The sequence below is a fragment of the Cerasicoccus sp. TK19100 genome (assembly GCF_027257155.1).
GTDB lineage: Bacteria > Verrucomicrobiota > Verrucomicrobiia > Opitutales > Cerasicoccaceae > Cerasicoccus > Cerasicoccus fimbriatus.
On record NZ_JAPWDU010000003.1, the window covers coordinates 782129 to 807217 of the forward strand.

General features: G+C 59.5%; 17 protein-coding genes. 11 read left to right on the forward strand and 6 right to left on the reverse strand.

The features are described 5' to 3' along the window. Nucleotides 1-263: 263 nt before the first annotated feature. The 9 genes from O3S85_RS09875 to O3S85_RS09915 all read left to right on the forward strand — a co-directional run bounded on the left by O3S85_RS09875 (nucleotide 264) and on the right by O3S85_RS09915 (nucleotide 14889). Nucleotides 264-3455, forward strand: a complete 3192-nt coding sequence (locus tag O3S85_RS09875; protein WP_269540111.1) for a hypothetical protein — start codon at nucleotides 264-266, stop codon at nucleotides 3453-3455. Beyond that, complete coding sequence (locus tag O3S85_RS09880; RefSeq protein ID WP_269540112.1) at nucleotides 3452-5086, forward strand: SWIM zinc finger family protein; 1635 nt, start codon at nucleotides 3452-3454, stop codon at nucleotides 5084-5086. Before O3S85_RS09875 ends, O3S85_RS09880 begins: the two co-directional genes overlap by 4 nt. Before the next feature lie 255 nt (nucleotides 5087-5341). Continuing rightward, complete coding sequence (locus tag O3S85_RS09885; protein WP_269540113.1) at nucleotides 5342-6934, forward strand: reverse transcriptase domain-containing protein; 1593 nt, start codon at nucleotides 5342-5344, stop codon at nucleotides 6932-6934. A gap of 593 nt (nucleotides 6935-7527) precedes the next feature. Further along, nucleotides 7528-7803 carry a hypothetical protein gene (locus tag O3S85_RS09890; protein ID WP_269540114.1) on the forward strand — a complete coding sequence of 92 codons (276 nt, stop codon included), beginning with the start codon at nucleotides 7528-7530 and terminating at the stop codon, nucleotides 7801-7803. Nucleotides 7804-7950: 147 nt separating this feature from the next. Further along, the gene (locus O3S85_RS09895; RefSeq protein WP_269540115.1) at nucleotides 7951-8514 is read left to right on the forward strand and encodes a hypothetical protein; all 564 of its coding nucleotides are present in this window, start codon (nucleotides 7951-7953) and stop codon (nucleotides 8512-8514) included. 139 nt (nucleotides 8515-8653) lie between these two features. Further along, nucleotides 8654-9232: a YdeI/OmpD-associated family protein gene (locus tag O3S85_RS09900; protein WP_269540116.1), complete on the forward strand. Its 579-nt coding sequence runs from the start codon at nucleotides 8654-8656 to the stop codon at nucleotides 9230-9232. 201 nt (nucleotides 9233-9433) lie between these two features. Beyond that, nucleotides 9434-10072 (forward strand): DUF2760 domain-containing protein, encoded by a 639-nt coding sequence (locus tag O3S85_RS09905; RefSeq protein ID WP_269540117.1) that lies wholly within the window; start codon nucleotides 9434-9436, stop codon nucleotides 10070-10072. Nucleotides 10073-10118: 46 nt separating this feature from the next. Next, nucleotides 10119-11957, forward strand: a complete 1839-nt coding sequence (locus O3S85_RS09910) for an Hsp70 family protein (RefSeq protein WP_269540118.1) — start codon at nucleotides 10119-10121, stop codon at nucleotides 11955-11957. 97 nt (nucleotides 11958-12054) lie between these two features. Beyond that, a complete protein-coding gene (locus tag O3S85_RS09915; RefSeq protein ID WP_269540119.1) occupies nucleotides 12055-14889 on the forward strand; it encodes a hsp70 family protein in 2835 nt (944 codons plus the stop codon). A 43-nt stretch (nucleotides 14890-14932) separates the two neighbouring features. Here the strand turns inward: O3S85_RS09915 and O3S85_RS09920 are convergent, their stop codons facing one another. From O3S85_RS09920 to coxB, 4 genes are all read right to left on the reverse strand, one after another. Next, complete coding sequence (locus tag O3S85_RS09920) at nucleotides 14933-15295, reverse strand: cytochrome C oxidase subunit IV family protein (protein ID WP_269540120.1); 363 nt, start codon at nucleotides 15293-15295, stop codon at nucleotides 14933-14935. A 68-nt stretch (nucleotides 15296-15363) separates the two neighbouring features. Further along, nucleotides 15364-16797, reverse strand: coding sequence for a cytochrome c oxidase subunit 3 (locus tag O3S85_RS09925; RefSeq protein ID WP_269540121.1), 1434 nt, complete (start codon nucleotides 16795-16797; stop codon nucleotides 15364-15366). Between the two features lie 25 nt (nucleotides 16798-16822). Continuing rightward, nucleotides 16823-18859, reverse strand: coding sequence for a cytochrome c oxidase subunit I (ctaD, locus tag O3S85_RS09930; RefSeq protein WP_269540122.1), 2037 nt, complete (start codon nucleotides 18857-18859; stop codon nucleotides 16823-16825). A 22-nt stretch (nucleotides 18860-18881) separates the two neighbouring features. Next, a complete protein-coding gene (gene coxB, locus O3S85_RS09935; protein WP_269540123.1) occupies nucleotides 18882-20375 on the reverse strand; it encodes a cytochrome c oxidase subunit II in 1494 nt (497 codons plus the stop codon). 188 nt (nucleotides 20376-20563) lie between these two features. Here coxB and O3S85_RS09940 point away from each other — a divergent pair, with 188 nt between their 5' ends. Both O3S85_RS09940 and O3S85_RS09945 read left to right on the forward strand, forming a co-directional pair. Continuing rightward, nucleotides 20564-21058 carry a plastocyanin/azurin family copper-binding protein gene (locus tag O3S85_RS09940; protein WP_269540124.1) on the forward strand — a complete coding sequence of 165 codons (495 nt, stop codon included), beginning with the start codon at nucleotides 20564-20566 and terminating at the stop codon, nucleotides 21056-21058. A 90-nt stretch (nucleotides 21059-21148) separates the two neighbouring features. Further along, entirely contained in the window at nucleotides 21149-22225 is a 1077-nt protein-coding gene (locus O3S85_RS09945) for an SGNH/GDSL hydrolase family protein (protein ID WP_269540125.1), read from the forward strand. 178 nt (nucleotides 22226-22403) lie between these two features. Here the strand turns inward: O3S85_RS09945 and O3S85_RS09950 are convergent, their stop codons facing one another. Together O3S85_RS09950 and O3S85_RS09955 are read right to left on the reverse strand one after the other, a co-directional pair. Next, the gene (locus O3S85_RS09950; protein WP_269540126.1) at nucleotides 22404-23219 is read right to left on the reverse strand and encodes a PIG-L deacetylase family protein; all 816 of its coding nucleotides are present in this window, start codon (nucleotides 23217-23219) and stop codon (nucleotides 22404-22406) included. Continuing rightward, complete coding sequence (locus O3S85_RS09955) at nucleotides 23216-25057, reverse strand: hypothetical protein (protein ID WP_269540128.1); 1842 nt, start codon at nucleotides 25055-25057, stop codon at nucleotides 23216-23218. Before O3S85_RS09955 ends, O3S85_RS09950 begins: the two co-directional genes overlap by 4 nt. Nucleotides 25058-25089 lie beyond the last annotated feature (32 nt).

A 25089-nucleotide genomic window follows, 5' to 3' on the forward strand; every position in this document is an offset into this window, starting at 1 on the left:
TAATACTATTTATTCAGGGGGCAAAGTCAATACAGTCATACCTAATTAGCGGCTAATGCGTATTCGTTGGCAGCAAATATATTTATTTCCGCGTGGAGCATTATGTTTGGCCCCAAGGATACTGGGCCTAGCCTGAATCTCGATACTGGAATGAGAAAATGGCTAGATGGCACGGATTATTGGAGCGCAATGGCGTGTAACTACTTTGTCGCAAATACAGAAATCCGTTGACGCCGTGATTTTATTAGTTACGCCCTGATGGAATGCGGCTCATCGAACAAGCGACTCTCTACACCCGGTTGGGGGGCGCTGTTCAGTTGTATCAGGTGGACCTCTGCGATAACGGAGACGGCGAGTATGTCGTTAACTATCGATGGGGTAAGCTGGGCTCGGTTTACAAGGAGAGCTCGCGCACGGTATTTCCGGTCGCGTTGCCTGAGGCGCAGCGGATCTTTCAAGCGCTGGTCGAGGAGAAGCTGGCGGCGGGCTATGCCACGAGCCAGGAAGCATTGCAGGCACCTGTCGACGGTGAGGCAAGCCCTGCGGCAAACGAGCCCGTGGAAACGCCCAATGCCGAGCCGACGACGCAACCGCCACCGCCCGGGATAAATACTCATCCACGCGCGGACACGGTCTTGGCTCATTTGGCAGCTGCGGCAGATGGCCGCTCGCCGCGCACGTCTTGGAAGCTGTCGCGCATCATTTGGCGCGCAGGGGAGCTAGGCTTGGTTGAAGCGGTTTCGCATCTGTTACGCATCGGGCTTAAGGGCGAGCATTTCCACGACTACTCCCTGCTTTGGTCGCTCGCACGCTTGGGTTCGGCGGACGCCATTCCCCTGCTTCGCGAGACGTTTGACGAAGCAAAGTTCCCCACCGATGATTTGCAACGCGTCGCCGCCGAGGGTCTGATGCGCTGTCTGCCGGCTGCCGAACAGCGGGCCTTTGCCCAGCAGTTGGTCAAGCACCTGCCCGCGAAACTCAAGGACGAAGCGCTAACCGCCACGGCTGAGCAATTGGCCATGCGATTGGCTGAGGTTTGCCAGCGCAGTCAGGAGGCCTGCGATTTCCTTTATGTCGTTTCGCTGCTGAGCGAGGTCCATCCGCCGGTGAGCGCGGGCATGGCGCTCTTTTGTCAGCAGGTGCCTTTGCGGAGTAATCTGTTCCGTGCGATTCGCTGGCTGTTCAAGGCGGCGGAATTGCGCCGTGACGCCGAGCTGTTTGCGGTGCTCAGCTACCGTTTTGAGACGAGTTACCAGAACTACAATTCCCCGCTCTGGGGTGACACCGTATACAAGGACGGGCAGGTGATTCGCAAGGTCAGTAAGGAGCTTAAAAAGCCGAACAGCCGTCTGGCGTATTCGGACAAAACACGGACGGCCTTTCGCCGCCGCGCGGCGAGGAGCATTCACCGCCTGGGAGACGCTGGCAGCACAGACTATGTCGCCATGGCCACAGCGCTGCTGCTCCAGTTCGATGACGACGTCGATGCCAAGCAGCCCTACAACACGACGAACTATGATTACAGTGGCGGCTGGCGCAATGTGGTGACGATACATACGCACTACGATGCCTATTCTGAGTTCCTGGCATTCAACCAGATTTTACACGCCAACAGCCCGCGATTCGAGCTGGCCAAAAATCGCCTCAAATGGAAATGCCGCAGTGGTTATCGCCCCGGGCAGCCCCCGCCTGAGCAGCGCGAAGAAGCCTTCCCGGAGCTTTGGGACGACTCGCCGGATGCGGTGATCCGCCTGCTCGCGCAGTCCCGCTGCGAACGGGTGCACGAGTTTGCCGTGCGGGTTTTCCGCGCTAATTTGGAGGCCTTTGCGCCGCGTGTGAAAGTGGCCGATTTGATTAGCTGGTTGGCGCGCTCCAGCGAGCAAACGCAGACGCTCGCTCTGGACATCGCCATGGCGCAATTCAACCCCGAGAAGCCGTCCTACGAACTCGTGTTGGCCTTGCTGGATTGCGCGTTGGGCCGCGCCCGCGACACGGCGTTGGGCTGGGTGCGCGCGCAGCCGCAAAAGTTTTTGCCCGAGAGTTTGTTTACCGCTGCTTTGCTGACGTCCCCCTATGCGGACGTGCGTGCGACGGCATGCGAGCTCTTGCAACCTGATTCGCTCAGCGAATCAGCATGGGACATCGCCTTGGCGAGGGTGGTCTCGATCCTGATCGATTCCGCGGCTGACGATGGTTTCGCCGAGCGTATCGACGCCGTGCGTGAAGCACTGGACGCCGTCGCGGGCCCGGCCATCGGGCGAATGCCCTTCAGCGTGATTGAGGATCTGCTGCGCCAGCCGGACGCGGCCTACCATGGCCTGGCGGCATCGTTTTTACAGGCGCGTCCGAGCGGCCCCTCGGAGTATCCATCAGGCACGTTGACGCTTCTCATAGAGAGCGCATCGCCCGTTGCACGGCGCATTGGCACGGAGCTGTTTGCACGGTTTAGCGATGAAGAACTGGCCCAGCGCCAGGACGTCGTGGCCAGCCTTTGCCTTTCGTCGCATGCGGAAATTCGTGATGCGGTGCAGGCAGTCGTGGCGCGCTTGGCGGCGCGCTTCCCGGACTTCGGGGGCGACTTGCTGGAGCGGTATTACCCGCTGCTGTTGCGCCGCGAATCTACGCCCGGTCTGCACGACGATTTGCTGCGCCTGATTCGAGCGCACTTGACGCCATTCCTTGATCGCGTGCCGGGCGAGTATGCCTTGCGCATGCTGCGCTGTCCTTACCCGGCGGGCAAGGAGCTCGGCTGGGAAATCCTGCAGCGCCACGGCGGGCTCGACTCACTGACGATGCGCGAGCGCGTCGAGCTCGGGGGCAACGACATCCAGCGCGTCCGCGCGGCGGTCTGCGATTGGTATCGCGCCAATGCGGCGACGGTGTTCAACGAACTCGCCGAGGCCGTGCGCCTGGTCGATGTTTCCTGGGACGACACGCAGGAGTTTGCCATGGACTGGCTGCGCCAAAACGTGGCCGAGGCGCAGTGGACGCCGGAAATCCTCGTCAGTCTCTGCGACAGCAATACGCCCAAGGTGCAGGCTTACGGCAAAGAGCTGATCACGCGCACCTTTAAGAGTGAGGACGGCCCGCGCTACCTGCTGCGGCTCAGCCAGCACCCGGCGGCGAGCATGCAGATCTTTGCGGTCAATTATCTGGAGAAATACGCGGCTGGCAATGTGCAGCGCCTGGCCGAGCTGGAAGACTTTTTCGTGACCGTGCTCGCGCTCATTGATCAGGGGCGCATCGCCAAGACGCGGGTGTTCGCATTCCTGCAAAAAGAGGGCGAGCAGTCCAGAGAAGCCGCAGCGATCGTCATGCGCATTCTGGGCCGCCACTCGGCCACGGTTTCCGTGCTCGATAAGGCGGCCTGTATCGAGGCGATGGCAACGCTGCAAGCCGCGCATGCCGGGTTGGAGTCGCCGCTAACGCTCATGGAAACGGAGGCCGCCCGATGAATTTCGACTACCAATACCACGGCTCGTCATCGGTTTCCAACAGCGCTTCAGGCACGGGCATGAACTTTGTGCCGGATGCCACGCGCGAGCCGACGTTTTTCCGGGGCGAGCTCTCGCACAAGCTGCCGTTTCGCGAAGCGATTTCCGCGCTGCACGATGTGGTCGTGTCGGACCTGCGCTGGAAACCCAAAGACCGCGAGGACTACAAGGCGTGGGCCCAGGAACAGGAGGATATCTGGATCGCCGAAGCCGTCGCGGAGGGCCAGCAGGCGCAAGCGCGCATGGCCGAGGTCAACGACCGCTTGATCGAAATGCGCTCCCAGCGCGCTGCGGTGATGCAGCCGTTTTACGAAGCGCGGCAGAAGTATTTTAACCACCTCTACCAGGTGAACAAGGATTACTGGTTCGTGCTCGATCCGGTGATCACCGTGCACCCCGATTGCGTGTTCTTCGAGTGCTTCAGCCAGGACGAATCGACCTATGGCCGCTTGGCCTGCAAATACGACGTCTTCCAAAACGTGGGCGAGTTTGCCTGCGGCACGACGAACATCGATTACTCCGATTCGCTCTATCAGGAGTTTCAGAAAATTCGCGGCTATAAGACGACGCAGTTCGCGATTGATCCCAGCGGCTTCGAGGCGAAGACCGAGGGCGAGGACGCCTACAAGGAAGTCAAAATCGACCTGCCCGACAGCTGGGTCCGCGGCTTCCTGCAGGTGAGCTCCGCCATGACGCTGCCTGCGGCCACGGTGGAGCTCCACCCGATGGACGTCCACAATATCTGCTTCATGCTGCGGCGGCATAAGGAAAAACTCGGGCCGCGTTCGCTGCGTTTTATCCTGAAGCCCGGCCAGCCTGTCACCCTGCGCTTTGATCCGTGGAACTACGAGGTGCGCTGCCCGCGCTCGATCTACCATGGCAGCGAGGAGACCGAAGTGCGCATTTGGGGAAGGCGTCGTTTGCTGACCTTGCAGCGGCTCGTGCCGGTGGCCAAACGCTTCACCGTGCGCCTGCTCGGTTATGGCATGCCGTCGTTTTTCGAGGCTGACCTCGGCAACATGATCTACACGCTCGGCATCTCCGGGTGGACCGCCAACGACTGGTCGCGCATGGGCAACTTCGACCTCATGGCGCCGCGCCAGCAGGTTGATCAGCACACAGTCGATCAGGTTTACGCCGGGCTCAAGGCCACGTGGTTTGCCGAGCCCGATCAACTCGCGTCGCGTCTCGGGCTGGACCGCAGCATCGTGCTCGGTGCCTTGTCACTGCTCACGCAAGCCGGGCGGGTGATCTTCGACGCGCATGACGGTGTTTACCGCGTGCGCGAGCTGAGCCGCGAGCCCTTGTCGTTCGAGCAATACCGCTACGCCAACGAGCGCGAACAGAAGGCCTACGACCTCGTCGCCGCTGGCGCTGCTCAAGTCTGGGTGGAGGACCAGCAAGGCCGCAAGCAGATGAAGGGGCGCACAAACTTTAACGGCTACGTGCACGAAACGAAGCTCACCATCGACGCCGATGAGCGCATCGTGGCGGGGCAATGTAACTGTAACTTTTTTCAACAAAACGCATTGCGCCAGGGGCCATGCGAGCACATGCTCGCGCTCCGGATTGCGCATCAGCGAAAATCCTGATTCTTTGAAAACACTTTTAACAGAGGGAAGGTCCGCGAGACTTTGCAATCCGAGCGGTGGATCGCCGTTCATGCATACAGCCTTGCGACGCATCACTGGTCCAATCGCGACTGTGCCGCCCGCACCCACCTACCGCGTTTACCGTTCAGGCGCCTTGCGCCTAAACAGCGGTAGGTGGGTCGGGCGGCTTGAGTTGATCGGCCCAGTCCTGAGACTACGCGAAAGTCGCGGACCTTCCCCTGTTGCCTTTGTCGCATGATCTTTAACCGCCAGCCATCCAGCCGAGAGGAGCTCTACCAGCGCATCCGCGAGAGCTCGAAAGACGCGGTTATCCGCGAGGAAATGATCCGCCTTGGCTACTGGAAGCCCGACGCTGCCCAGCCGCAGCTCGCCAACGACTGGATGGAGGAGCATGCCGCGCTGACCAAGGAACTGCAGGAGCTCTACCGGCGCACCGCGCGCATGCAAAACCGCGAGCAGTTGCTGGCCGATATCCGCAAAAAGCGGATGGCGGAATCCCGCGAAAAGCAGAAGCAAAACAAGCTGCGCCGCGAGGCCGAGCGCAAGGCCCGCGCTGAGCGTTGGGCACAAACCCAGGCCAAGGACATTATCTACCTGGGCGAGGGCGTCTCGGGCGGCCTCAACGAACGCCAGACGCGGCCCGAGTTACTCGCGCAAAACCAGTTGCCGGTTTACATGGATGCCGAGTCGCTGGCGGTCGCCATGGGCATCAGCGTCGGCCAGCTGCGGTTCTTGTCCTTTCACCGCAAGGTCGCGAAGACGAGTCACTACCGCCGGTTTCTGTTGCCGAAAAAGTCCGGCGGCACACGCAAGATTTCCGCGCCGATGCCCCGCCTGAAGCGCCTGCAATATTGGATCCTGCACACGCTGCTTTACCAGCTCGACATCAGCGAGCAGGCGCATGGATTCGTGCCGGAGCGCTCGATTAAAAGCAACGCCCAGGCCCACGTCGGGCAGGACGTCGTCATCAACCTCGACTTCAAAGACTTCTTCCCGACGATCACCTATCCGCGGGTCAAAGGCCTGTTTGGCAAGCTCGGCTACTCCGAGCAGATCGCGACGATTTTCGCGCTGCTCTGCACCGAGCCGGAGATTCAGGAAGCGCAGATGGACGGCGAGTCGTGGTTCATCCAGCAGGGCGAGCGCAAGCTGCCGCAAGGCGCGCCCACGAGCCCCGCGATTACGAACATCATCTGCCGCCGCTTCGACCGACGCCTCCAGGGTGCCGCGCAAAAGCTCGGTTTTCAATTTACCCGCTACGCCGACGACTTGACGCTGTCCGCCTCGGGCGAGGCCGTGAAGGACCTCGGCCGCATGCTCTGGCAGACGCGTAAGATCATCGAGGAAGAGGGCTTCGTGCTCCACCCCGACAAGCTCCGCGTCATGCGCAAAGGCATGCGGCAGGAGGTGACGGGCATCGTGGTCAATGAAGGTCTCGGCGTCGAGCGGCACAAGCTGCGCGCGTTCAAGGCGCTCCTGTTTCAGATCGAAAAGGACGGCCCCGTAGGCAAGTCCTGGCAGGGCCAGAGCGACAACCTGCTCGAGCGCATCACGGGCTACGCGGACTTCATCGCCATGGTCGATCCGGCCAAGGGCAAGGCGTTCCAGACCCGCGTGGCCGCGATTTGTCAGAAGGAGCAATACCAGCGCCGCCCCAAGCCGGAGCCCAAGCCTAAGATTCCCCCGGCCCGGCGGCTCTCCAATCAGCCCCCGCCTTTGCCAACGACGCCGGGCAAGGCGTCACCGCCACCTTTGCCATCCAAGACCTCTGGCTCGCCAACTCCCAAGAAATCCTTCTGGGAAAAGCTGATGTTCTGGAAGAGCTGACCGCGACCATGGTGGCTTTCGCCAGTAGGGACGGTCTTTTACGGTCCCCAAAGCACGCCAGCCGAAGCAACTGAGCCAAAAGAACGTTTCCTACACTGGTGTTTCCAAAAAGCCTACTGCTTCTTTTTCAAAAAGCCCTATGCTGTGTTTTGGAAAAGACGCATGCTGTGTTTAGGAAACAACACTACTGTTGTTGAGGCAACACAGCCTGCTGTGTCGTCCTAACAACAGTAGTGGCTTTTTGAATTTGACCATGCGGCTTTTCAAACAACCACTCGCTGCTCCTCCGGCCAATACCCCAGGTTCGCTGAGCAAGGCTACGAGGTCCCCCCTTCCTTCCTGCATGATGCGCGCGCTGCTTTGGGGCTTCGCAATCCACTGCTTGAAGCCCCCTCTGCACACCCGGTGATGAACACGAACTTAGGGTGAAGTAATTTCATGTTTTCCCGGATGATTTGCGTACATAAAAATCACCCAATAGGAATACTAATTAACATAACCTCTTGACTCGCAGGCTCATCAAGTCAGCCTTAACTCAAAACAGACATGAGGTCGTACATGACAGATTTCATGTATGACTTACGTTTAGTGAAATGAAACCAAAGAATTTAAATATTATCGGATTAATCTTCGGAATCATTGGGGTTGTTATGATTTTTATCTGGGGTCCACCACAACCAAACTTAAGTCCAGAGGTATTTATTGAGGCAGATGGGTCTCCAGATCAAAACATAGAAAAAAGAAAGGAGTATGAACTCAAGTCCAGAGCAGGATTATTCTTTGTTCTCATTGGCTTCTTCTTTCAACTTGTTGCTACCTGGATATCTCCTTCATGCGGAGAAAAAACTAAGCCCGAAAAGATAGAATAACAAAAGGGGCTGAGCTGTCTTTTGAAGCAGAATCGAATAATTATCATTTGCTAACAAGCCGCCAGGAACGGGCAGAGCTATAACCAAGCTGGTAAGCAAATAAAGATTACCCCAAAAAGAAAGCCACTAAATCAGACGGCATAGGCAATGTCTTTCGGGCCCCTCGCTACGACCATTGCCAGCCTCCACGTTCTCTCAATAATGGAATTCTATGTTTACAGCTTAGATCTCGGAATCGGATACGGTTTGCATCCATTTGACATAGTCCATTTAGATGGGTGCGACGGTTTTTACGAAGAAACTCTAAGCCCAGAGATGAGCGGCACCGAACTTCACATTTTTTGCCAAATGAAGTCGCTGAAAAAGTGCCACAGCACTTCCGCCTTGATGAGCAAAGCAGATCTAAAGATCGTAAAGGTTGAATTAGAAGAGTGCAGCAGTACACATGGTATCAGCATGGTGACCGAGATTGTCTCATTGTCGGAGTATATCAAGATACCTGTTTTATTGAACGACTACCCTCAAGCGCCAATCATGGAATACATATTAAGAAGTCTTCAGGGCATCCCAGCCTTCAATAGGAAGGTAGAATTCTGCTGGCACGAATCCGTCGGTCTTTTCAATTCAGTGTTTGGATTTGAATTCGATAATCGATTTCGAGTTGTAGCTTTTAGAGGAAACGATAGTCCCTCGTACGTGTTGGATTTCTAGTTGAGAGTTGAGTTTGAGAACAAATCGTGTGATGCAATGTGTTATGCTTCGTTCTACGGCCATGGTAATCACTCACCGTTCTGCGGAATCAAAAGAAAGCAGAGTTGCCTGACCTTTCATTCCCCAAAAAAATCTTTCCGTGCCTGAACCTGACCCAGCGAAAATCTTAGCCTTTGCATCGCCAAAGGAACTCAGCCGGTGGTTGAAAAAGAATCATGCGACTGAGTGGGAGCTATGGGTGAAGATTTTCAAGAAGGGATCGGGATTACCCAGCGTGAATTGGGATCAAGTCGTGATCGAGTCGCTGTGCTGGGGGTGGATTGATGGCATTAAGAAGTCGCTGGACGACCAGGCCTACCTCCAACGCATTACCCCAAGGAGGCCTGGAAGCAATTGGTCCAAGCGCAACACGGAGCACGTGGAACGACTCATCGCCGAAGGGCGCATGGAAGAGTCAGGGCTGGCGCACGTTCGTGCCGCGAAGGAGGACGGCCGCTGGGAGCGTGCTTATGCGCCGGCCAGTGATATGGAGGTCCCAGCCGACTTCGTTGAAGCCCTGGAAAATCGACCCAAGGCCAAAGAGTTTTTCCAGACGCTAAACAAAGCCAACCGGTTTGCGATCGCCTACAGATTAACGACAGCCAAGAAACCTGAAACCAGGAAAAAGCGGTTTGAGCAATTCTTGGATATGCTTGAACGGGGGGAGAAGCTGCAATGAAGGCCTTAGCATGAAAATCAGCGATGTAGGTAGCTGACAGCCTGCATTGGCCGCGTTAGGTCCACGCGTTCGTTAGAGGCTATGGCTATTTTCAAGCTGTCGGCGGATAGTGCATCAAAGTCACCCTGGCAGCCTTTCGGATTCCCTGCTTGAGTTTCGGGAACAAATCGCCTTCATCGACAGACCACTTTTCCCATAACCATGAAAGCGATTTTCATCATTGGCGGCCTGTTGGTCGCGATTCTTAACGGTCTGACCTTTGTTCCGTCCCTCGCGGAGCAGGCCGTGGCCTTTAACGCATTGGCGATCATTGCTGGCGTCGGCCTGGCGCTGGCGGCGCTGGCCAAGTTCCCCGCGGCGACGCAACCGGCGGCGTCTGCCCCCGAGCCGGAACCCGCGCCCAAGCCGCTGGTCGAGTCCGCCCCGCCGCCCAAGGTGGAAAAGCCCGCCGAACCCGACCATGCCGAGCTGGTGCAGTTCCTCGCGCAGTTGCAGGAGAAGGGCCGCTTCATTGATTTCGTGATGGACGACGTCACCGCCTACACGGACGCCCAGGTCGGCGCCGCCGCGCGCGTGGTTCACCAAGGCTGCCAAAGCGTGGTTAAGGAAACGCTGGCCGTCGAGCCGGTCACGACCACCGCCGAAAACGCCAGCATCACACTGGAGTCCGGTTACGCCGTCGCGGATTACCGCCTCGTCGGCAAGGTCGCGGGCGAGCCGCCTTACACGGGCACTTTGCGCCACAAAGGTTGGCGCGCCACGTCGTTCAAGTTGCCCAAGGTCGTCGCCAAGGACGGCACCTTGCCGCCCATCGCCCCCGCGCAAGTGGAGCTGAAGTAAACGCGCCACCCCAGTCCGAAGCTACCCCGCCAACGACTAATTTGCCATGAGCACCACACATTGTTTGGGAATTGATTTGGGAACGAGTAACTCGGCGATGACGCTGACCTCGATTGACGCGCGCGAGCTGCGCGTGCTGCCCGTCACGCAGGCTTTCGGGCCCAACAGCGTCGGCGAGCAATCCGGTTTGCCCTCCGCGCTCTACCTGCCGAACGACGGCGAGTTCGAGCCCGACGCCTTCAACGTGCCGGGGCTGGATGCCGAGCAGCCGGGCATCGTCGGCCGTTTTGCCCGCGAGCATGGCGCGCAGGTCCCCGACCGTTTGGTGACGTCGGCCAAGAGCTGGCTTTGCCATAGCCAGATCGACCACCGTCAGCCGATCTTGCCGTGGGGATCGACTGTCGTGCCGACCGAGCAAAAGCTCTCTCCGATTACCGCCTCGCAGCGTTACCTCGAGGTACTCAAGGCAAGCTTTGCATCGCAAAGTGAATCGCTGGGCGCTTCGCTGGAGTCGACGCAAGTCGTGTTGACCGTGCCCGCCTCGTTTGACGAAGTCGCGCGCCAACTCACGCAGGAGGCCGCGCAAGCCGCGGGCCTCGGCGAAGTGATTTTAATGGAAGAGCCGCAGGCGGCGTTTTACGCGTGGCTCGAAAAGATGGGCGGCGATTGGCGCAACCACGTCACCCCGGGTGATCTCGTGTTGGTGTGCGATGTCGGCGGCGGCACGTCGGACTTCAGCCTGATCGCCGTGTCCGACGAAGGCGGCGACTTGCAACTGGAGCGCGTCAGCGTGGGTGAGCACATCCTGCTCGGCGGCGACAACCTGGACCTCGCGCTGGCCTACGCGCTGCGTGCGCAGATCGAAGGAGAGGGCGCCTCGATTGACGACTGGCAATTCCTCGCGCTAATTCACGCCGCGCGCGTTGGCAAGGAACAGCTCTTTGAAGACTTATCGCTGGCCGAAGTGCAGGTGGCCGTGCCGTCGCGCGGTTCGTCGTTGTTTGCCGGGACCGTGAGCACGGCGCTGCGTCGCGAGCTGCTGGAGCAGATCGCGCTCGAAGGCTTTCTGCCGCTGACTGCGCCCACCGACATGCCCGCTGCGCAAACCGGTGGCGGCTTGAAGGAATTTGGCCTGTCCTACGCGTCAGACCCGGTCCTGAGTAAGCATCTCGCGCGCTTCCTCAAGCGGAGCCTCGACAGCGTGCGCTCCAGCGAAACGCTGTCTGCGCTGTTGCCGGACGAGGCCTTGCAAGGTGAGCTGATCGTGCCGTCGGCCGTGCTCTTTAACGGCGGTTTCTTTAACGCCGATCCGGCTCGCGCCCGCGTGCTGGAGCTGTTGCGCTCCTGGGCAGGCGCGCGCGAAGTCCGCGAGCTGGCGGGTAGCGACTACGCCTTGGCGGTGTCTTATGGTGCCTGTTATTACGGGCTGAATAAACTGTCCGGCCAAGGGGTTCGCATCAAGGCGGGTGCGTCGCACAGCTACTACCTCGGCCTGGAAACGACGATGATGGCGATCCCGGGATTCAAGCCGCCGGTCAAGGGCGTGTGCGTGGTGCCGCAGGGTATGGAAGAGGGGACCGAAGCCGTGCTCGACGGGCAGGAGTTTGGCCTCGTGCTCGGGCAGGAGGTGAACTTCCGCTTCTTCAGCTCGACCGCCCGCGCCGGTGACGCCGTGGGCGCGGTCGTCGCGAACGCCGAGAAAGATTTGGAAGAAACTGCCTCGGTGCAAACGCAGTTGGAACCGGTCGACGGCATGTCGGTCGGCGAGGCTATCCCGGTCAAGCTCCACTCCCGTGTGACCGAGCTTGGTGCGCTGGAACTGTGGATGCAGCACACGCGGAGCGAGGCCAAGTGGAAGCTGGAGTTCTCGGTGAGGACCGCGTGAATTTTTTCTCCCGCAGAGGCGCTGAGTCGCAGAGATATGGTAAATACACTCCGCGCTTCTGCGCCTCTGCGGGATTTTCTTGTGATACATTATTTTAATGCCTGCTCGTTACACCATAGGAATTGATCTCGGCACGTCGAATTGTGCCTTGGCCTACATTGATACCGAGGCACCGACGCCGCGGACGCAGCTGCTCGAAGCGCCGCAGTATGAGTCGCTGGGTAAGTGGCGTGAGGATGCCGTGTTGCCGTCGTTCTGTTATTTCTTAACGGACGATGAGGCGCGTGAGCTGCATGGCGAAGAGCAGGCGGCGGATCAGATTTCGGACTGGTCGCGCTCGAGGGTCGTGGGGCTTTGGGCGCGGGAAATGGCGTCACTGGCGCCGGAGCGCGTCGCGTATTCCGCGAAGTCTTGGCTTTGCCATCGCGGGGTGGATCGCGAGAGCAAACTGCTGCCTTGGCAGTCGACCGTGTTGCCCGCTGAGCGCAAGCTGTCGCCGGTGGATGTATCGGCTGCCTACCTGAGCTACCTGCGCACCGTGTGGGATCAGCAGATGGCGGGCAAGGATAAGACGGCGCGCTTTGACCGGCAGGACATCGTGATCACGGTGCCGGCTTCGTTCGACAGTGATGCGCAGCGACTGACTCAGGAGGCGGCTGAGCGCGCGGGCTACCCGGCCTCGACGCGTTTGCTGGAAGAGCCACAGGCGGCGTTTTACGCCTGGCTGGAGCGTCATCCGGGTGCGGAAGAGCTGGCAGCAGCGTTCCCTAAGTTGGACGAGCGACCGGAGCTGGTGCTGGTGTGCGATATCGGCGGCGGAACGTCGGACTTTAGCTTGTTTGAAGTCACGGCGCCGGAGCAGGCAGGCGCGCTCCCCGCGATTCGACGGCTTGCCGTGAGTGAGCACATTTTGCTGGGGGGGGACAATCTGGACCTCGCACTAGCCAAGACGATGGAGGCACGGCTGACTGATGGCGGCGAACTTTCAACGAGCGCCTGGGCGCAACTGCTTTCGCAATGCCGCAGCTTGAAGGAACGGGTGCTGGCCGAGGCCTCCCCCGATCGCGATAAGAAGCTGCCGGTCTCGGTGACCGAAGGGGGATCTAGTTTGTTCGCCTCGGCGCGCAGTGCGGATATCACGCAAGGTGAGTTGCTGGACCTGTTGCTCGATGGCTTTTTCCCGGATTGCCCGGCGGACGCCAAGCCTACGCGCGAGCAGGGTGGTATTCGGGAGATGGGGCTGCCCTATGCACAAGACTCGGCGATCACGCGTCACTTGGCGGGCTTTTTGAACGGCCGGCGCGTCGATGCCTTGCTCTTTAATGGCGGCACGGTGGCGTCCTCGATTTTACGCGAGCGCCTTTGCTCGCAAGCGGCAAAGTGGCAGGATGAAGCGCAACCTAGCGTGCTGGCCAACGACGAGCCCCACCTGGCCGTGGCCCGTGGCGCGGCGCACTACCGCTACTGCGAGCGCGAGGCGGCCGGGGTGACGATTTCCGGCGGCAGCGGCCATGCGATTTATTTGGAAATCGAAGGCGTGGCCCCCAAGAAACTGCGCGGTAAGAAAAAGAAGAAGCAAGCCGCCGCGATGCGGACCGGCGTTTGCATCCTGCCGCAAGGCGCGGAGATCGAATCGCCGCAGCGACTTGTTGAGCACGACATCCAACTGTTGGTTGACCGGCCGGTGCGCTTTCAGGCGTGGACTTCGCCTTCGCGGCCGGATGACGCGGTGGGCGAGGTTGTTGATTTGAACGACGACGCCTTTCACCGATTGCCTGCGTTGTCGACGCTGGCTCAGTTGCCGCCTACGGTGGAGAAGCCCGCTGACGGCAAGCTCGCGGTTCACCTGATTGCCGAACTGAACAACCTTGGTCTGCTGCAAGTGGTTTGCGAGAGCGTGCGCCGCATAGGGGAGCGCCAGCGTCGCTGGGCGCTGGAGTTCAATCTTCGAGAAAAGCTGACTGGCGACGGCGCGCCGCAGAAGTCAACTGGTGGCGAAGACACCGGCGTATCGACCGAAGATCTGCAACGCGCACAGGCGATGGTAGTTGCTTGCTTTGGGATGCAAAGTAACTCTGCCGTGCAAAGTGAACCGGCGCGCTTACTTAAAAATTTAGAGGAAGCGCTGCGGCTGAAACGCAAGGAGTGGAACACTGCGCTGCTGCGAAAGCTATGGGAGCCCTTGGGCGAGGCGCTGACCAAGCGCGACATTTCGCTGGAGCACGAGCTGTCCTGGCTGATGGCGGCGGGCTTTGCGCTGCGGCCGGGCTACGGACACGCCTTTGATCAATACCGCATGCAGCGCCTGTGGTTTGTGCATGAGCTGGGGCTCGCGCACGACCGCGACAAGGCGATCCGCGAGCAGTTGTTTATCCTGTGGCGACGCACGGCAGGTGGGCTTGACCGCGAACAGCAGCTCACGCTTTACCGATACTGGCAGGAGAAAATTTACGAAGACACCAAACAGGGCTACGAACCGCTGCGCATGGCGGGTGCCCTGGAGCTGTTGCCCATTGAGGAACGCACCAAGCTTGCGCAGCATTGCCTGGCGCTGATCTCGGAGCGCGCGGAGAAATACTGTGATCACGCGATCTGGGCTCTGGGCCGTTTGCTCAGCCGCACGCCGCTTTATGGCGGCGAGGGCGCGATTCTGCCGGATGAATTAGTGGACGAGACATTTGGCCAATTGGAACCTTTGGCGTGGACCGGTTCGCTGGCTGGGCTGACCACCACCTTCGCGCAAGCCGCGCGCCGCCTCGATAGCCGGGACCACGATTTGCCGCCTGGGTTGCGTGAGCGTATTCTGACCAAGCTGCGCAGCTCGGGCGCGAGTGCGGAGCAAATCGAGCGCATTGAGACCTTTGTTCCCCTGGAGGAGAAAGATCGCCAGCAGCTCTTTGGCGAGTCACTGCCCGTTGGGCTACAGTGGTAGCATGGGGAGTGTCTGGGACTTTTAAAAAAAGACTGATACTCCCCTAGACCAAGTTTTTCGCGTAGCTGGCGATGGAGGCGATTTCGGCCAGGTCTACGTCGTCGATGGAGAACAAGGCCAGCAGTGCGATCATCGTTCCGGTGGCGAGAATCATGCCCGCCATAAACAGCCAGAACAGCAGCTGTTTATCGTAGATCAGGTGCATGAACCACAGGATGACGGCAAAGAATTTTACAATCGAAAGCACGACGAGAACCGTCATGACCAGCCATGAGGCCCAAGGCAGAAAGATGATCACGATCTCAATGCCGGTCAGCACCGCCAGCGCCATGGCGAGATTGAAGAAGGTGTGGTAGCGCGCGTTTTCGATGATCGCGGCTTCTTTCCAGGTGGTGGCTTGGGACATGGCTAGAAGATTAAAGTGAGCAAATTAAAAATTAAAGAGCGTGATAACTCGAAACTGGAAACTCGTAGCTATAATTCGATGTATTCGACGAGGTAAACGACGGTGAAAATGACGATCCAGACGATGTCGACGAAGTGCCAGTAAAGGCCGGCGATTTCGACGTCCATGGCGTTGCGTGCAGTCAGGCGGCCAGTGTAGCTGTAGATTAACATCGAGAACAGCCAGAGCACGCCGATGGCAACGTGGGTGCCGTGGGTGCCGGTCATCACGTAGAAAGTGGAGCCAAAGACGCTGTTCGACAGGCTGAGGCCGGGGACGACTTTCACCTGCTTGAACTCGTCGAGCTGGAAGCCGTAGTTGTTGTGTTTAAAGAAGTCTTTGGCGGCGGCCTTCATGCCTTCCATGCTGGTCGGTGCTGCGGCTAGGGTTGGCGCAGACTCATGGTGACCATGGGCTTCTTCAGCTTTGGCCTCATCCTGTTTCTCTTCGCTCTGGGCAACGTCTTCGGAGCCGGACTCGCCCGCATTCTCTTGGGCGTCTTCCTCGGCAGAAGCATTCTCCTGCTGGCCATTTTCGGCGACTTTTTCTTCTGCGGACTGTTTTGATCCTTCTGAGGACTCCTTTGATTCTTCCGCGGACTCTTCGTTGGCTGCGGTTGCTTCGTCCTTGGATTCGTCGGATGCGGTTTCGGTGTTTGCCGCTTCCTTGGAGTCGTCTTTGCCTTCCTCGGATTTCGCCTCTTCCTTCTTGGCGTCTTTCTTGGCAGGAAGTTCGGGCAGCTTGGACAAGATGGTGGTCTTGGAGCTGTCCGGTGAGAGCGGGTTGAAAAGATAGGTGCCGTCAATGATCATCGGGTCCCCGCTGTCCTTGGGGACTTCGAGCTGATAATTGAAGGGGACTGCGCTGCCGTTGATATCGGCGTTTTCAGCGGGCTCGAAGGAGAGCAGCTTGAGCGCGAGGTGCTCGTGGGCGAAGTTTTCCTTGGCGTGTCCGGCGTCGGCGACGTCGTGGAACAGGCCCTTGTTCTGCTCGTTGCCGAACAGCACCTGCCCGTCGTTGGCTTTAGCGGTCCATTGATACCAGCCCTGGCCGTGGTAGAAATGCTGGAACTCATACACTTGGCCGCCGAGGAAGATCAGACCGAAGACGATCACGCCGAAGGTGTAGCGGCGGAAACTCTCGATCGCGCCCTTGTGCATGGCCGAGACCGCGAGCGCCATGAGGAACGAGCTCATCAGCAGGATAAACGTCGAGAAGGAGGTCAGCTCGATGTCGAAGGTGCCGGTGATGTCCACGGCACCCTCCTGCGGGTGGCCAAACTTATAGAGCTTGCGGTAAATCAGGTGCGTGGAAATCAGCGTGCCGAAGAACATGCAGTCCGACGCGAGGAAGAGCCACATGATGAGCTTCTTGTTCTCGATGCCGGTATTGGTGTGAGCGTCGGCGTGGATTTCTTCCAGCAGCTTGTCGTCGAGGGGCGGATTGGCGGGTTGAGAGGCCATCAGTCAGGTAAAGAGAGGTGTGAAATTAATGAGCGGCGTGGGCGACGGGGGCGTCCTTGGGATTGCCCGACTTGTTTTCGTCGTGCGGTGGCTCGAGGTGATAACCGCCGGGGCCTTCGAGTGCCCAGAGGTAAACGCCGAGGAATACCATGCCGAGACCGGCGATGACGCTATAGCCGGCAAACGGTACGCCGCCGCCAAACATCGCCATGGATATGCCGAACCAGCTGAAGCCGATGCCGCAGAGCAAGGGCCACCAGGATTGGCTGGGCATGTGGATGCCGTGGCCGTCGCCGGGCATGTATTCCATTTTCTTGTCGCCGTGCTTGTGGACCCAGTAGCAGTCGCGGGCCTGGACAATCGGCGTTGCGGCAAAATTGTAGGCGGGTACCGGGGTGGGGGTCGACCACTCCAGCGTGCGGCCGTCCCAAGGGTCAGCCGGGGACTTCGGGCCCTTAACGGCGGTCCAGGCCAGGTTGACGAAGCAGAGGAAAACGCCGATGCCGAGGATGAACGCGCCGATGGTGGCAACGAGGTTCCACAGGTCCCAGCCCATGTCACCCAGGTAGGTGTGGGTGCGGCGGGGCATACCGGTGAGGCCCAGGTAGTGCATCGGGAAGAAGGTGATGTTGAAGCCGGCGATGACGAGCACGGCAGTCAGATAACCGAGCTTTTGGTTGGGCATGCGGCCGAAGATTTTCGGCACCCAGAAGTAGAGGCCGGCCAGCAGGCCGAGGAGCACGCCGCCGAGGAGCACGTAGTGGAAGTGCGCGACGACGAAGTAGCTGTCTTGCTGCTGCGCATCGGCGGGGGCGGAGGAGTGCATGATGCCGGTGAAGCCACCCATCATGAACATCCAGATGAAGCCCAGCGCAAACACCATCGGCACGGTGAACTTGATGCGGCCGCCCCAGAGCGAGCCCATCCAGTTAAAAATCTTCACGCCGGTCGGGACCGCGATAGCCATCGTCAGCAAAGAGAAGGCGGCGGTGGCGATCTTACCCAGGCCAGTGGTAAACATGTGGTGCGACCAAACGGCGAAGCCGAGGAAGCCAATCACCGCGCCCGAGAACACAATAATCGGGTAGCCGAAGAGCGGCTTGCGCGAGAAGGTGGGCAGGATTTCCGATACGATGCCCATGGCCGGAAGCACGAGGATGTAAACCTCCGGGTGGCCAAAGACCCAGAACAAGTGCTGCCAGAGGATCGGTTGGCCGCCGTTTTCGATGCGGAAGAAATTCGTGTTAAAGAGGCGGTCGAACATCAGCTCGGCCAGCGCAATGGTGATGGCCGGGAACGCGAAGATGATCAGGAAGCTCGTGATGAGGGTCATCCAGGTGAAGACCGGCAGGCGCATCATGGTCATGCCCGGCGCGCGCATATTGAGAATCGTCACGATGAAGTTAAATGACGCCGCGAGCGAGGCGACACCGAGGATTTGCAGGCCGACGATCCAGAAATCCGTGCCGATGCCGGTGTAGTCACGGCCGGTCAGCGGGGCGTAGCCAAACCAGCCGCCTGCGGGCGCAATTTGCGACAGGTCCTGGTTCTTGCCCATGATGGTCAGCGTGTCGCCGAGCCAGCCCACGGTGTGCGCAAACTGGAAGAACCAGCTGACGTTCAGCACCAGGGCACCGGCGATAAAGGTCCACAGTGAAAAGGTGTTGAGCCGGGGGAAGGCGACGTCTCGCGCGCCAATTTGCAGGGGAACGAGGAAATTAAAGAACGCGGCCGAGAGCGGCATGACGCCGAGGAAGATCATCGTCGTGCCGTGCATCGTGAAGAGCTGGTTGTAGAGCTCGGCCGTGATCAGATGATTCTCCGAGGTGGCCAGCTGCGCGCGAATGAGCAGCGCTTCAATCCCGCCCACGAGGAAGAAGAACATCGCCGCCGCGCCATACATGATGCCGATCTTTTTGTGGTCGACGGTGGTCAGCCAATCAATGATGCCACTGTGGCGATCAGGGCGGGTGAGGCCAAGGTGGGATTTCTCCGGCGCGAGTTGCGTCTTATCCGCAACGGCGTGGTGGTGATGGGGGTCTGCGACGTGGGTGGCGCTCATGATAAAATGGGTCGTTTAAAAATTACTTCAAGGTCTGCAGGTAGGCGGTGATCTTCCGGAACTGGTCTTCGGTCAACCAGCCACTGACCTCAGCCAGCTTGTCCATCATCTCGGGATTTTCTTCGATTTTCTCGACGATGTGGCGCAGGACCAGTTGGTCGCTGACTACCGCGGTGATGGCGGCGTCGGGGTCTTCCTTCAGCAGTGCCAGCTGCTCCTTGGAAACGCCAGCGGTGGTTAGATTCTTATCGGTCAGGCCGACTTTGCTCATCGCGCCGTAGGTCAGGCCGGAGTATTTGTAATCGATCAGGCCGGCGTCCATGCGCTCATACATGAGGTTGCCCGGCTTGTAGAAGTGAGACTTGGAAATCCACTCAAAGATATTCTCCTGCTGCTTGGCCGCATCAATACCGCCATTTTCGGTGTAGTGGTTGAGAATACCGGCGGCGACGGACTTGCGTTCGCCGAGCTTGGTGAGGTTTGGTGCACTGGGGCCGGCGGCGGGGGAGCCATCAATGGCGTGGCAGACGATGCACTTGCCTTCGCCGAAGAAGAGCTGCGCGCCTTGCGTGATGTCATCCTTTTGCTGGTCACCGGTTAAGAGGGACTGCGGGTCCTTGGCGTTTTGCGCGGACCAGGCCATCCAGTGATCCTGGTTGGTGGGCTCGGGCTTGTCGGCGGTGGGCTGCATTTGGAAGCCAGCGGGAGCAGGAGCGCCGTCCTTGTAGCTGGCGATCCATTCGTTAAATTTCTGGTCGCTAACGACTTCCGCGCGGAAAAGCATGTAGGCGTGGGCTTCGCCACAGTACTCGGCGCATTGGCCAAAGTAGTAGCCTTCCTCTTCGGCCATGAGCCACATCCAGTTCTTGCGGCCGGGGACGATGTCCACCTTACCGCCGAGCTTGGGCAGCCAGAAGGAGTGGATGACGTCGTAGCCCCGCAGGTTGAACTTCACCACCTTGTCCTTGGGCATGACGAATTCGTTGGCCGTGGTGATGCCGAGCTGCGGGTATTCAAAAGCGAACCACCATTGCCAGCCGTAAACGTTGATCTCCAGCACTTCGTCTTTGTTTTCGGGGGAGATCAGGCCGCGCTCCATGTAGGCACCGAGCTTGGAGCCCTCGTAGTAGGGCTGGTCCTCGGGCAGATCGTGGGTAAACCAGATCGCGCGCAGGGTCGGGATGGCGATGATGACGAGCAGGAAAATGGAAGCGCCGATCAGGCCGATTTCGATCAGCGGGTTGCCGTGGCCCTGGGAGGGCATGGGCTTGGCGTCGTCACCCGGCTTTTCGCGGAAGCGCCACACGACCCACACCAGTGCGCCGCCGACGAGGACAAAGATGCCGGTGCAGACGTAAACCGTCAGCAGGAACAGGTCGAGCTGCGTCTGGGCCACGGGGCCCTTGGGGTCCAGGCTGGATTGCGGCGTGGTAATGCTGCAGCCAGCAAGCCATAGGCTGAGCAATAGCAGCCCAGCGCCCAAAATCAGACGAGAAAGTCGGGGGTAAAGTGTCATGTGATTCAGTACTGAAGTCAAAGCGAGCAGGTGCGTCGGGAAGCGACAGGGCTAAGGTGCCGTTTCTTATAACGCTGAATACTTTGTTTAATGTGCTTAGCGGGCGCTTAAATTCAAGCGGAATATTGCATCGCGGGGATTTACCGCTTTTACTGCTCGAAATGCGTATCTGTATCAGTTTCTGCACGTTGGCTGTTTTAGCCGCGTTTACTGCCTGTGGTCCCCAGCCGCCCAAGCCGGAGGCCAAGCCCGCCACGGCCAAGGTGTCCAACGCCGCTGGCAAGGCCGAGACGAAGTTTGTCATCGAGGCCAACGACCGTATGCGCTTCAGCGAATCCCTGATTGAAGTGCCTGCCGGAAAGAAGATCACCATCGTCTTTAATAACGTTGGCCACATGCCCAAGGAGCAAATGGGGCACAACCTCGTCATCCTCAAGGACGACAAGGATGCGCAAAAGTTCGCCATGGAGGCCACCTACAGCAAAGACAACGGCTACATCCCCAAGGAGATGGAAGACTGGATCGTCGCCCACACGGAGCTGCTGGGGCCCGGCCAGTCGGAGACACTCGTCTTCAACGCGCCCAAAAAACCCGGTGAATACCCGTTTATCTGCACCTTCCCCGCCCACTACGCCATCGGGATGAAGGGCATCATGCGCGTCGTCGTCGAGGTGGATCAGTAGGCCGTTCGCCTATTGCTCTGTCGGCTGACCGGTGGGAGTCGAACGTTTTTCGATGTTGCGCGCGTGCCGCAAACACCTTGGATTTAAGGCATGATTGCTCGCATTCCCCTGTTCCTGATTTTGTCGCTCGCCGCGCTGGCCCTGCATGCCGGAGAGCTGCCTCAAAAGATCGCCCCTGGCGACGACCATATCGCCCTACAGGGCAGCTGGTCCGAGGAGTTTGTCGGCGAGTGGACGGGGATCGGTTTTAAGGTCCGCACCGACGCGCCTGCGATGAACATCCTCATGGAGGATTATGCGCCCGGCGGCGAGCATCCCAATGGCGGTTTTAAAAACAACTACCTCAACGTGCGCATTGACGACCAGGAGCCGGTGGTCATCCCGCTGCAAAAGGGGCAAACCCGCTACGCCGTTCCAGGCCTCGATGGGAAGCCCCACACGGTTACCGTATTTCGACGCACGGAGCCGCTTTTTAAACCGATTAAATTCCTGGGGCTGGAGCTCCCGGAGGGCGCTCAACTGCTGACTCCACCTGCGCCCGCCGACATCCGCCTGCAAGTGATCGGCGACTCCATCAGCTGCGGCTACGGCAATGAAACCGACAACCACGAATCGCCCTTCACCCAACACACCGAAAACGGCGAAATGACCTACTGGGCCATCGCTGGTCGCGAGCTGGGTGCCGACGTGCGTTGCTCGGCCTGGTCGGGCCGTGGCGTGCTGCGCGATCGCGGGGGCAGGCTCAACGGGCAGCTCCCGGAGATCTGGCGTCAAGCCGTCCCGTCTGAAGGCACGCCCGAGCGCAGCGGCGTCGAGTGGACCCCGACCATCGTGGTGGTCAACCTCGGCACGAACGACATCGCCAAGGGCATCCCGCCGAAGGACGACTTTATCAAGGCCTATCAGGGCCTCATCGACGACATCCGCTCCACCGCTCCAGATGCCGACATCTACACCTGCTTTGGCCCGATGATTGGCGAGAAAAAGCACGGCGACATCCTCACCTATCTCAACGAAATCTCCGCCGCCAACGAGCGCGTTTACGTCGTTAAGCTGACCAACCCGGACGGCGTCAACGGCGTCGGTGCCCACTGGCACCCCAACGTGAAGACCAACCAAAAGATGGCCAGAGAGCTATTGTCCGAAATCCGCGAGCACTCGCTGTAGAGCTATTTTCGATTTCCAGAAGGTAGCGCGGAGCGTCCCCGCTCCGCAAGGATTGAAGCAATGGATGGAAGGTTCGCCCAATGCGATTTGCGCTAAACCGTCGCCATCGCGAACTCATATGGCGCATCCTGTTGGCTTGCGGATCGAGACGATCCGCGCTACCTTTTGTGCTTCAGGATTACTCACCGGGAAACAACCGCTCGCGCTGTTCATCCGTGAGCGGGGAACCATGCTCGGCGATTTCAAAGCCTTCGGCATAGCGAATCTCTTCCGCCGTCTCCGCGCCGTATAGTGGCATCATGTCGGGGCGCAGGCGGTCGGCGCGTTCGCGCCAGCGGCCTTCGATGTGATGTTTATATAGCCACTCACGGCGCGCGGCGGCCTCGCTCGGGGGCGGGTCGAACTGGTGGTTGTAGACGAGCCACTCGAAGACCTGCGATTCGTGCTGGGCAACCATGTCCGTGATGGTCGGCAGGGCGCTTTCGGCGTCGATCACCACATCGGCGCGGAAGGGCGCGGGGCGGGTAAAGCGGTCGGCCATAAACGCGATGACCGGGTCCCGCCGCAAGTGGGGAACCTCGGGCAGGACTGCGGGCACGGTGACGAGGTACGCGGCGTCCTGCACGGCCAGGGCGACGGCGCGGTGGTCCGGATGGTAATCAATCGTGCGGTGCGTTAAGACCAGATCGGGCTGGTATTCGCGGATGGCACGGATGATCTGCAGGCGCACGTCGAGGCTGGGGGTGAGGTAGCCGTCGCGGTTTTCCCACGACTCCGCCTCGGCCCCAATGATGGCCATCGACGCGGCGAACTCCTTGGCGCGCCGCGCGGCCATGCCGGGGCCAAAATCGGTGTGGTGGCCGGACTCGCCGTTGGTCACGCTGACGGCTTTGACCGGCCAGCCGCGCTCGCGATAGCGTATCATTAGCGCGCCCGCGTAGAACTCGGCATCGTCCTGATGCGCGCCAAGAATGAGGAGCTTGGGTGGCGTCATGGCAGTAGGTCCACGTGGGGATAATCAATGCGCCGCAGGCGATAAAAACGGCGAGTGGGTTGGGGGATTAGTTTCTCCCGCGTGATCACGCGGCCCTGATCATCGGAGAAGAGAATCGCGCCGGGCGTCCAGTGAACCAGGTCCGCGCTGGACTCAATCTGATAGCGGCCATTGGCGGAGTCGACCAGCGTGGCGTGGATGTCCGATGCGTCGCCGTTGGGCGTGACTTGAACGCTAATGTGCTCCGCTAAGGGCTTTTTTTTTTCGCCCGTGTTGGCCTTGGCAAACACGCCGCGGTTGGGTGACTCGGGATCGTAGGGAACACCGTTCACGTCCGCCGGCACGCCGGGTGGCAGGCTGCCCGTGCCGTAGGCGGGCGAGGTGGGCAGCAGGCGGTAGTTGTCGTTGTCGTAGTCGACAAACTGCGGATCACCAAGCGTGGCGTTCTCACCCAAGGTCTCGGTTTGGTTCCAGTTAAGCGCCTTGGTGTGGGCGTGGGTGATGTTGAAGGCCGGATTGTCCTGGTTGTCCGCGATGAACGTGGAGAAGACGCAGTTTTGCACGTAAATGTCTTCCATGTCGGCGGAGTTGCGGAAGTTGAAGGTCTGGTCGGCTTCGGTGATGTTCCAGAACAGGATATGCTTCCACAGGCCGGACATCTGCGACATGAGCGCGCTGTTGGGCGGGTCCTTTTCCAGAATGATGTTTACCAAGGCGACATCCTGCGCCGTGCCCGCGCCGCCAAAGAAGCCTTGTGCGAGCATGTCGTAGCACTCGATGTTGTAGAGGATGACGTTCTCCGAAATGTCGTTGGGATTGTAGAGTTGGATGAAGTCCGGGTGCGCGGCGGTGTCGCCCTTGTCCATGGTGCGGATTTTCACATTGATCGCCACGAGGCCCGAGCCGACGCGATAAATGTCCGACCCGATGCGCTCGATGGACATATTGCGGTGGAAGCTGCCGCCGGAGTTGTTAACGTCGGTGATCTTGCTGTTGGTCAGGTAGGTGACGCCACCCTGATTGTTAAAGGCGGTGGTGCCGTTCCAGCGACCGTTTTTGTCGTAGAGCCAGCAGCCGTCGAACCACACGCGCTGGCCGTTATTGATGTAAAAGATATTGCTGTAGCCGGGGCCGGGGTCGCAATACATGGCCACGTTTTTCCACCGGATGCCGCTCTTACTAAAGCGGCCGGTGCTGTCGCTGGCTCCGTAGGTGAGGATTTTTACGTCGTCGGCATCAAGGCCGGGTGCCGCGCTAACGGTGGTCCAGTAGGTAAACGCGCCGCCGCTGATATTGGTGAGTTTGTAATTCTCACTCGCCTTCAAATAAACCGTGCCGCCATCGCCCGCGGCTTGCACGCCGGCGTTGATGGACTTCTTGGGCGAGGCTTCGGTGCCGGGGTTGCCGTCGTCGCCGTTTTCCCAATCGAGCCAAACCACTGTGCTATTCGTCAGCGAGCCGTTGCTGTTGGCGTAAAGGGTGAGGTCGGTCAGTGTGCGGCTTTCGCCCGCGCCGTCGGTATTGGCAGTGGCGGCTACGGTCAGCGGGCCGTCTGCGTAGTCGGCGGGGTCGAGCTCGAACCAGTATTCCCAGACGCCGGTGCGGTCGTTCCACGTGGGGTCGTCGACCGAGGCGACTGCCGCGCCGTTGACTTTGAAGTCCACATTCGCACCGGTCTCGTGGAAGGCCACCACGCCGACCTTGAACGGCGCATCGATCATCTGGCCGGGAACGACGTCCCAATTGGCAATGACCTGCGTCGCGAAGACGCTAGGCGTGGAGAGCGCCAGCGCGGCAAATGCACTGGCCAAACAAGCAAATAAACGGTGTGGGGGCATGGGAACCTAACTAATTAGGGTGGCCCTCAGAA

Excerpts from the sequence above, each read along its gene's own strand:
- O3S85_RS09875 (WP_269540111.1), top strand. The coding sequence starts at position 264 with ATGCGGCTCATCGAACAAGCGACTCTCTACACCCGGTTGGGGGGCGCT.
- O3S85_RS09920 (WP_269540120.1), bottom strand. The coding sequence starts at position 15,295 with ATGTCCCAAGCCACCACCTGGAAAGAAGCCGCGATCATCGAAAACGCG.
- O3S85_RS09885 (WP_269540113.1), top strand. The coding sequence starts at position 5,342 with ATGATCTTTAACCGCCAGCCATCCAGCCGAGAGGAGCTCTACCAGCGC.
- ctaD (WP_269540122.1), bottom strand. The coding sequence starts at position 18,859 with ATGAGCGCCACCCACGTCGCAGACCCCCATCACCACCACGCCGTTGCG.
- O3S85_RS09895 (WP_269540115.1), top strand. The coding sequence starts at position 7,951 with ATGTCTTTCGGGCCCCTCGCTACGACCATTGCCAGCCTCCACGTTCTC.
- O3S85_RS09955 (WP_269540128.1), bottom strand. The coding sequence starts at position 25,057 with ATGCCCCCACACCGTTTATTTGCTTGTTTGGCCAGTGCATTTGCCGCG.
- O3S85_RS09910 (WP_269540118.1), top strand. The coding sequence starts at position 10,119 with ATGAGCACCACACATTGTTTGGGAATTGATTTGGGAACGAGTAACTCG.
- O3S85_RS09925 (WP_269540121.1), bottom strand. The coding sequence starts at position 16,797 with ATGGCCTCTCAACCCGCCAATCCGCCCCTCGACGACAAGCTGCTGGAA.
- coxB (WP_269540123.1), bottom strand. The coding sequence starts at position 20,375 with ATGACACTTTACCCCCGACTTTCTCGTCTGATTTTGGGCGCTGGGCTG.
- O3S85_RS09890 (WP_269540114.1), top strand. The coding sequence starts at position 7,528 with ATGAAACCAAAGAATTTAAATATTATCGGATTAATCTTCGGAATCATT.
- O3S85_RS09945 (WP_269540125.1), top strand. The coding sequence starts at position 21,149 with ATGATTGCTCGCATTCCCCTGTTCCTGATTTTGTCGCTCGCCGCGCTG.
- O3S85_RS09950 (WP_269540126.1), bottom strand. The coding sequence starts at position 23,219 with ATGACGCCACCCAAGCTCCTCATTCTTGGCGCGCATCAGGACGATGCC.
- O3S85_RS09880 (WP_269540112.1), top strand. The coding sequence starts at position 3,452 with ATGAATTTCGACTACCAATACCACGGCTCGTCATCGGTTTCCAACAGC.
- O3S85_RS09905 (WP_269540117.1), top strand. The coding sequence starts at position 9,434 with ATGAAAGCGATTTTCATCATTGGCGGCCTGTTGGTCGCGATTCTTAAC.
- O3S85_RS09915 (WP_269540119.1), top strand. The coding sequence starts at position 12,055 with ATGCCTGCTCGTTACACCATAGGAATTGATCTCGGCACGTCGAATTGT.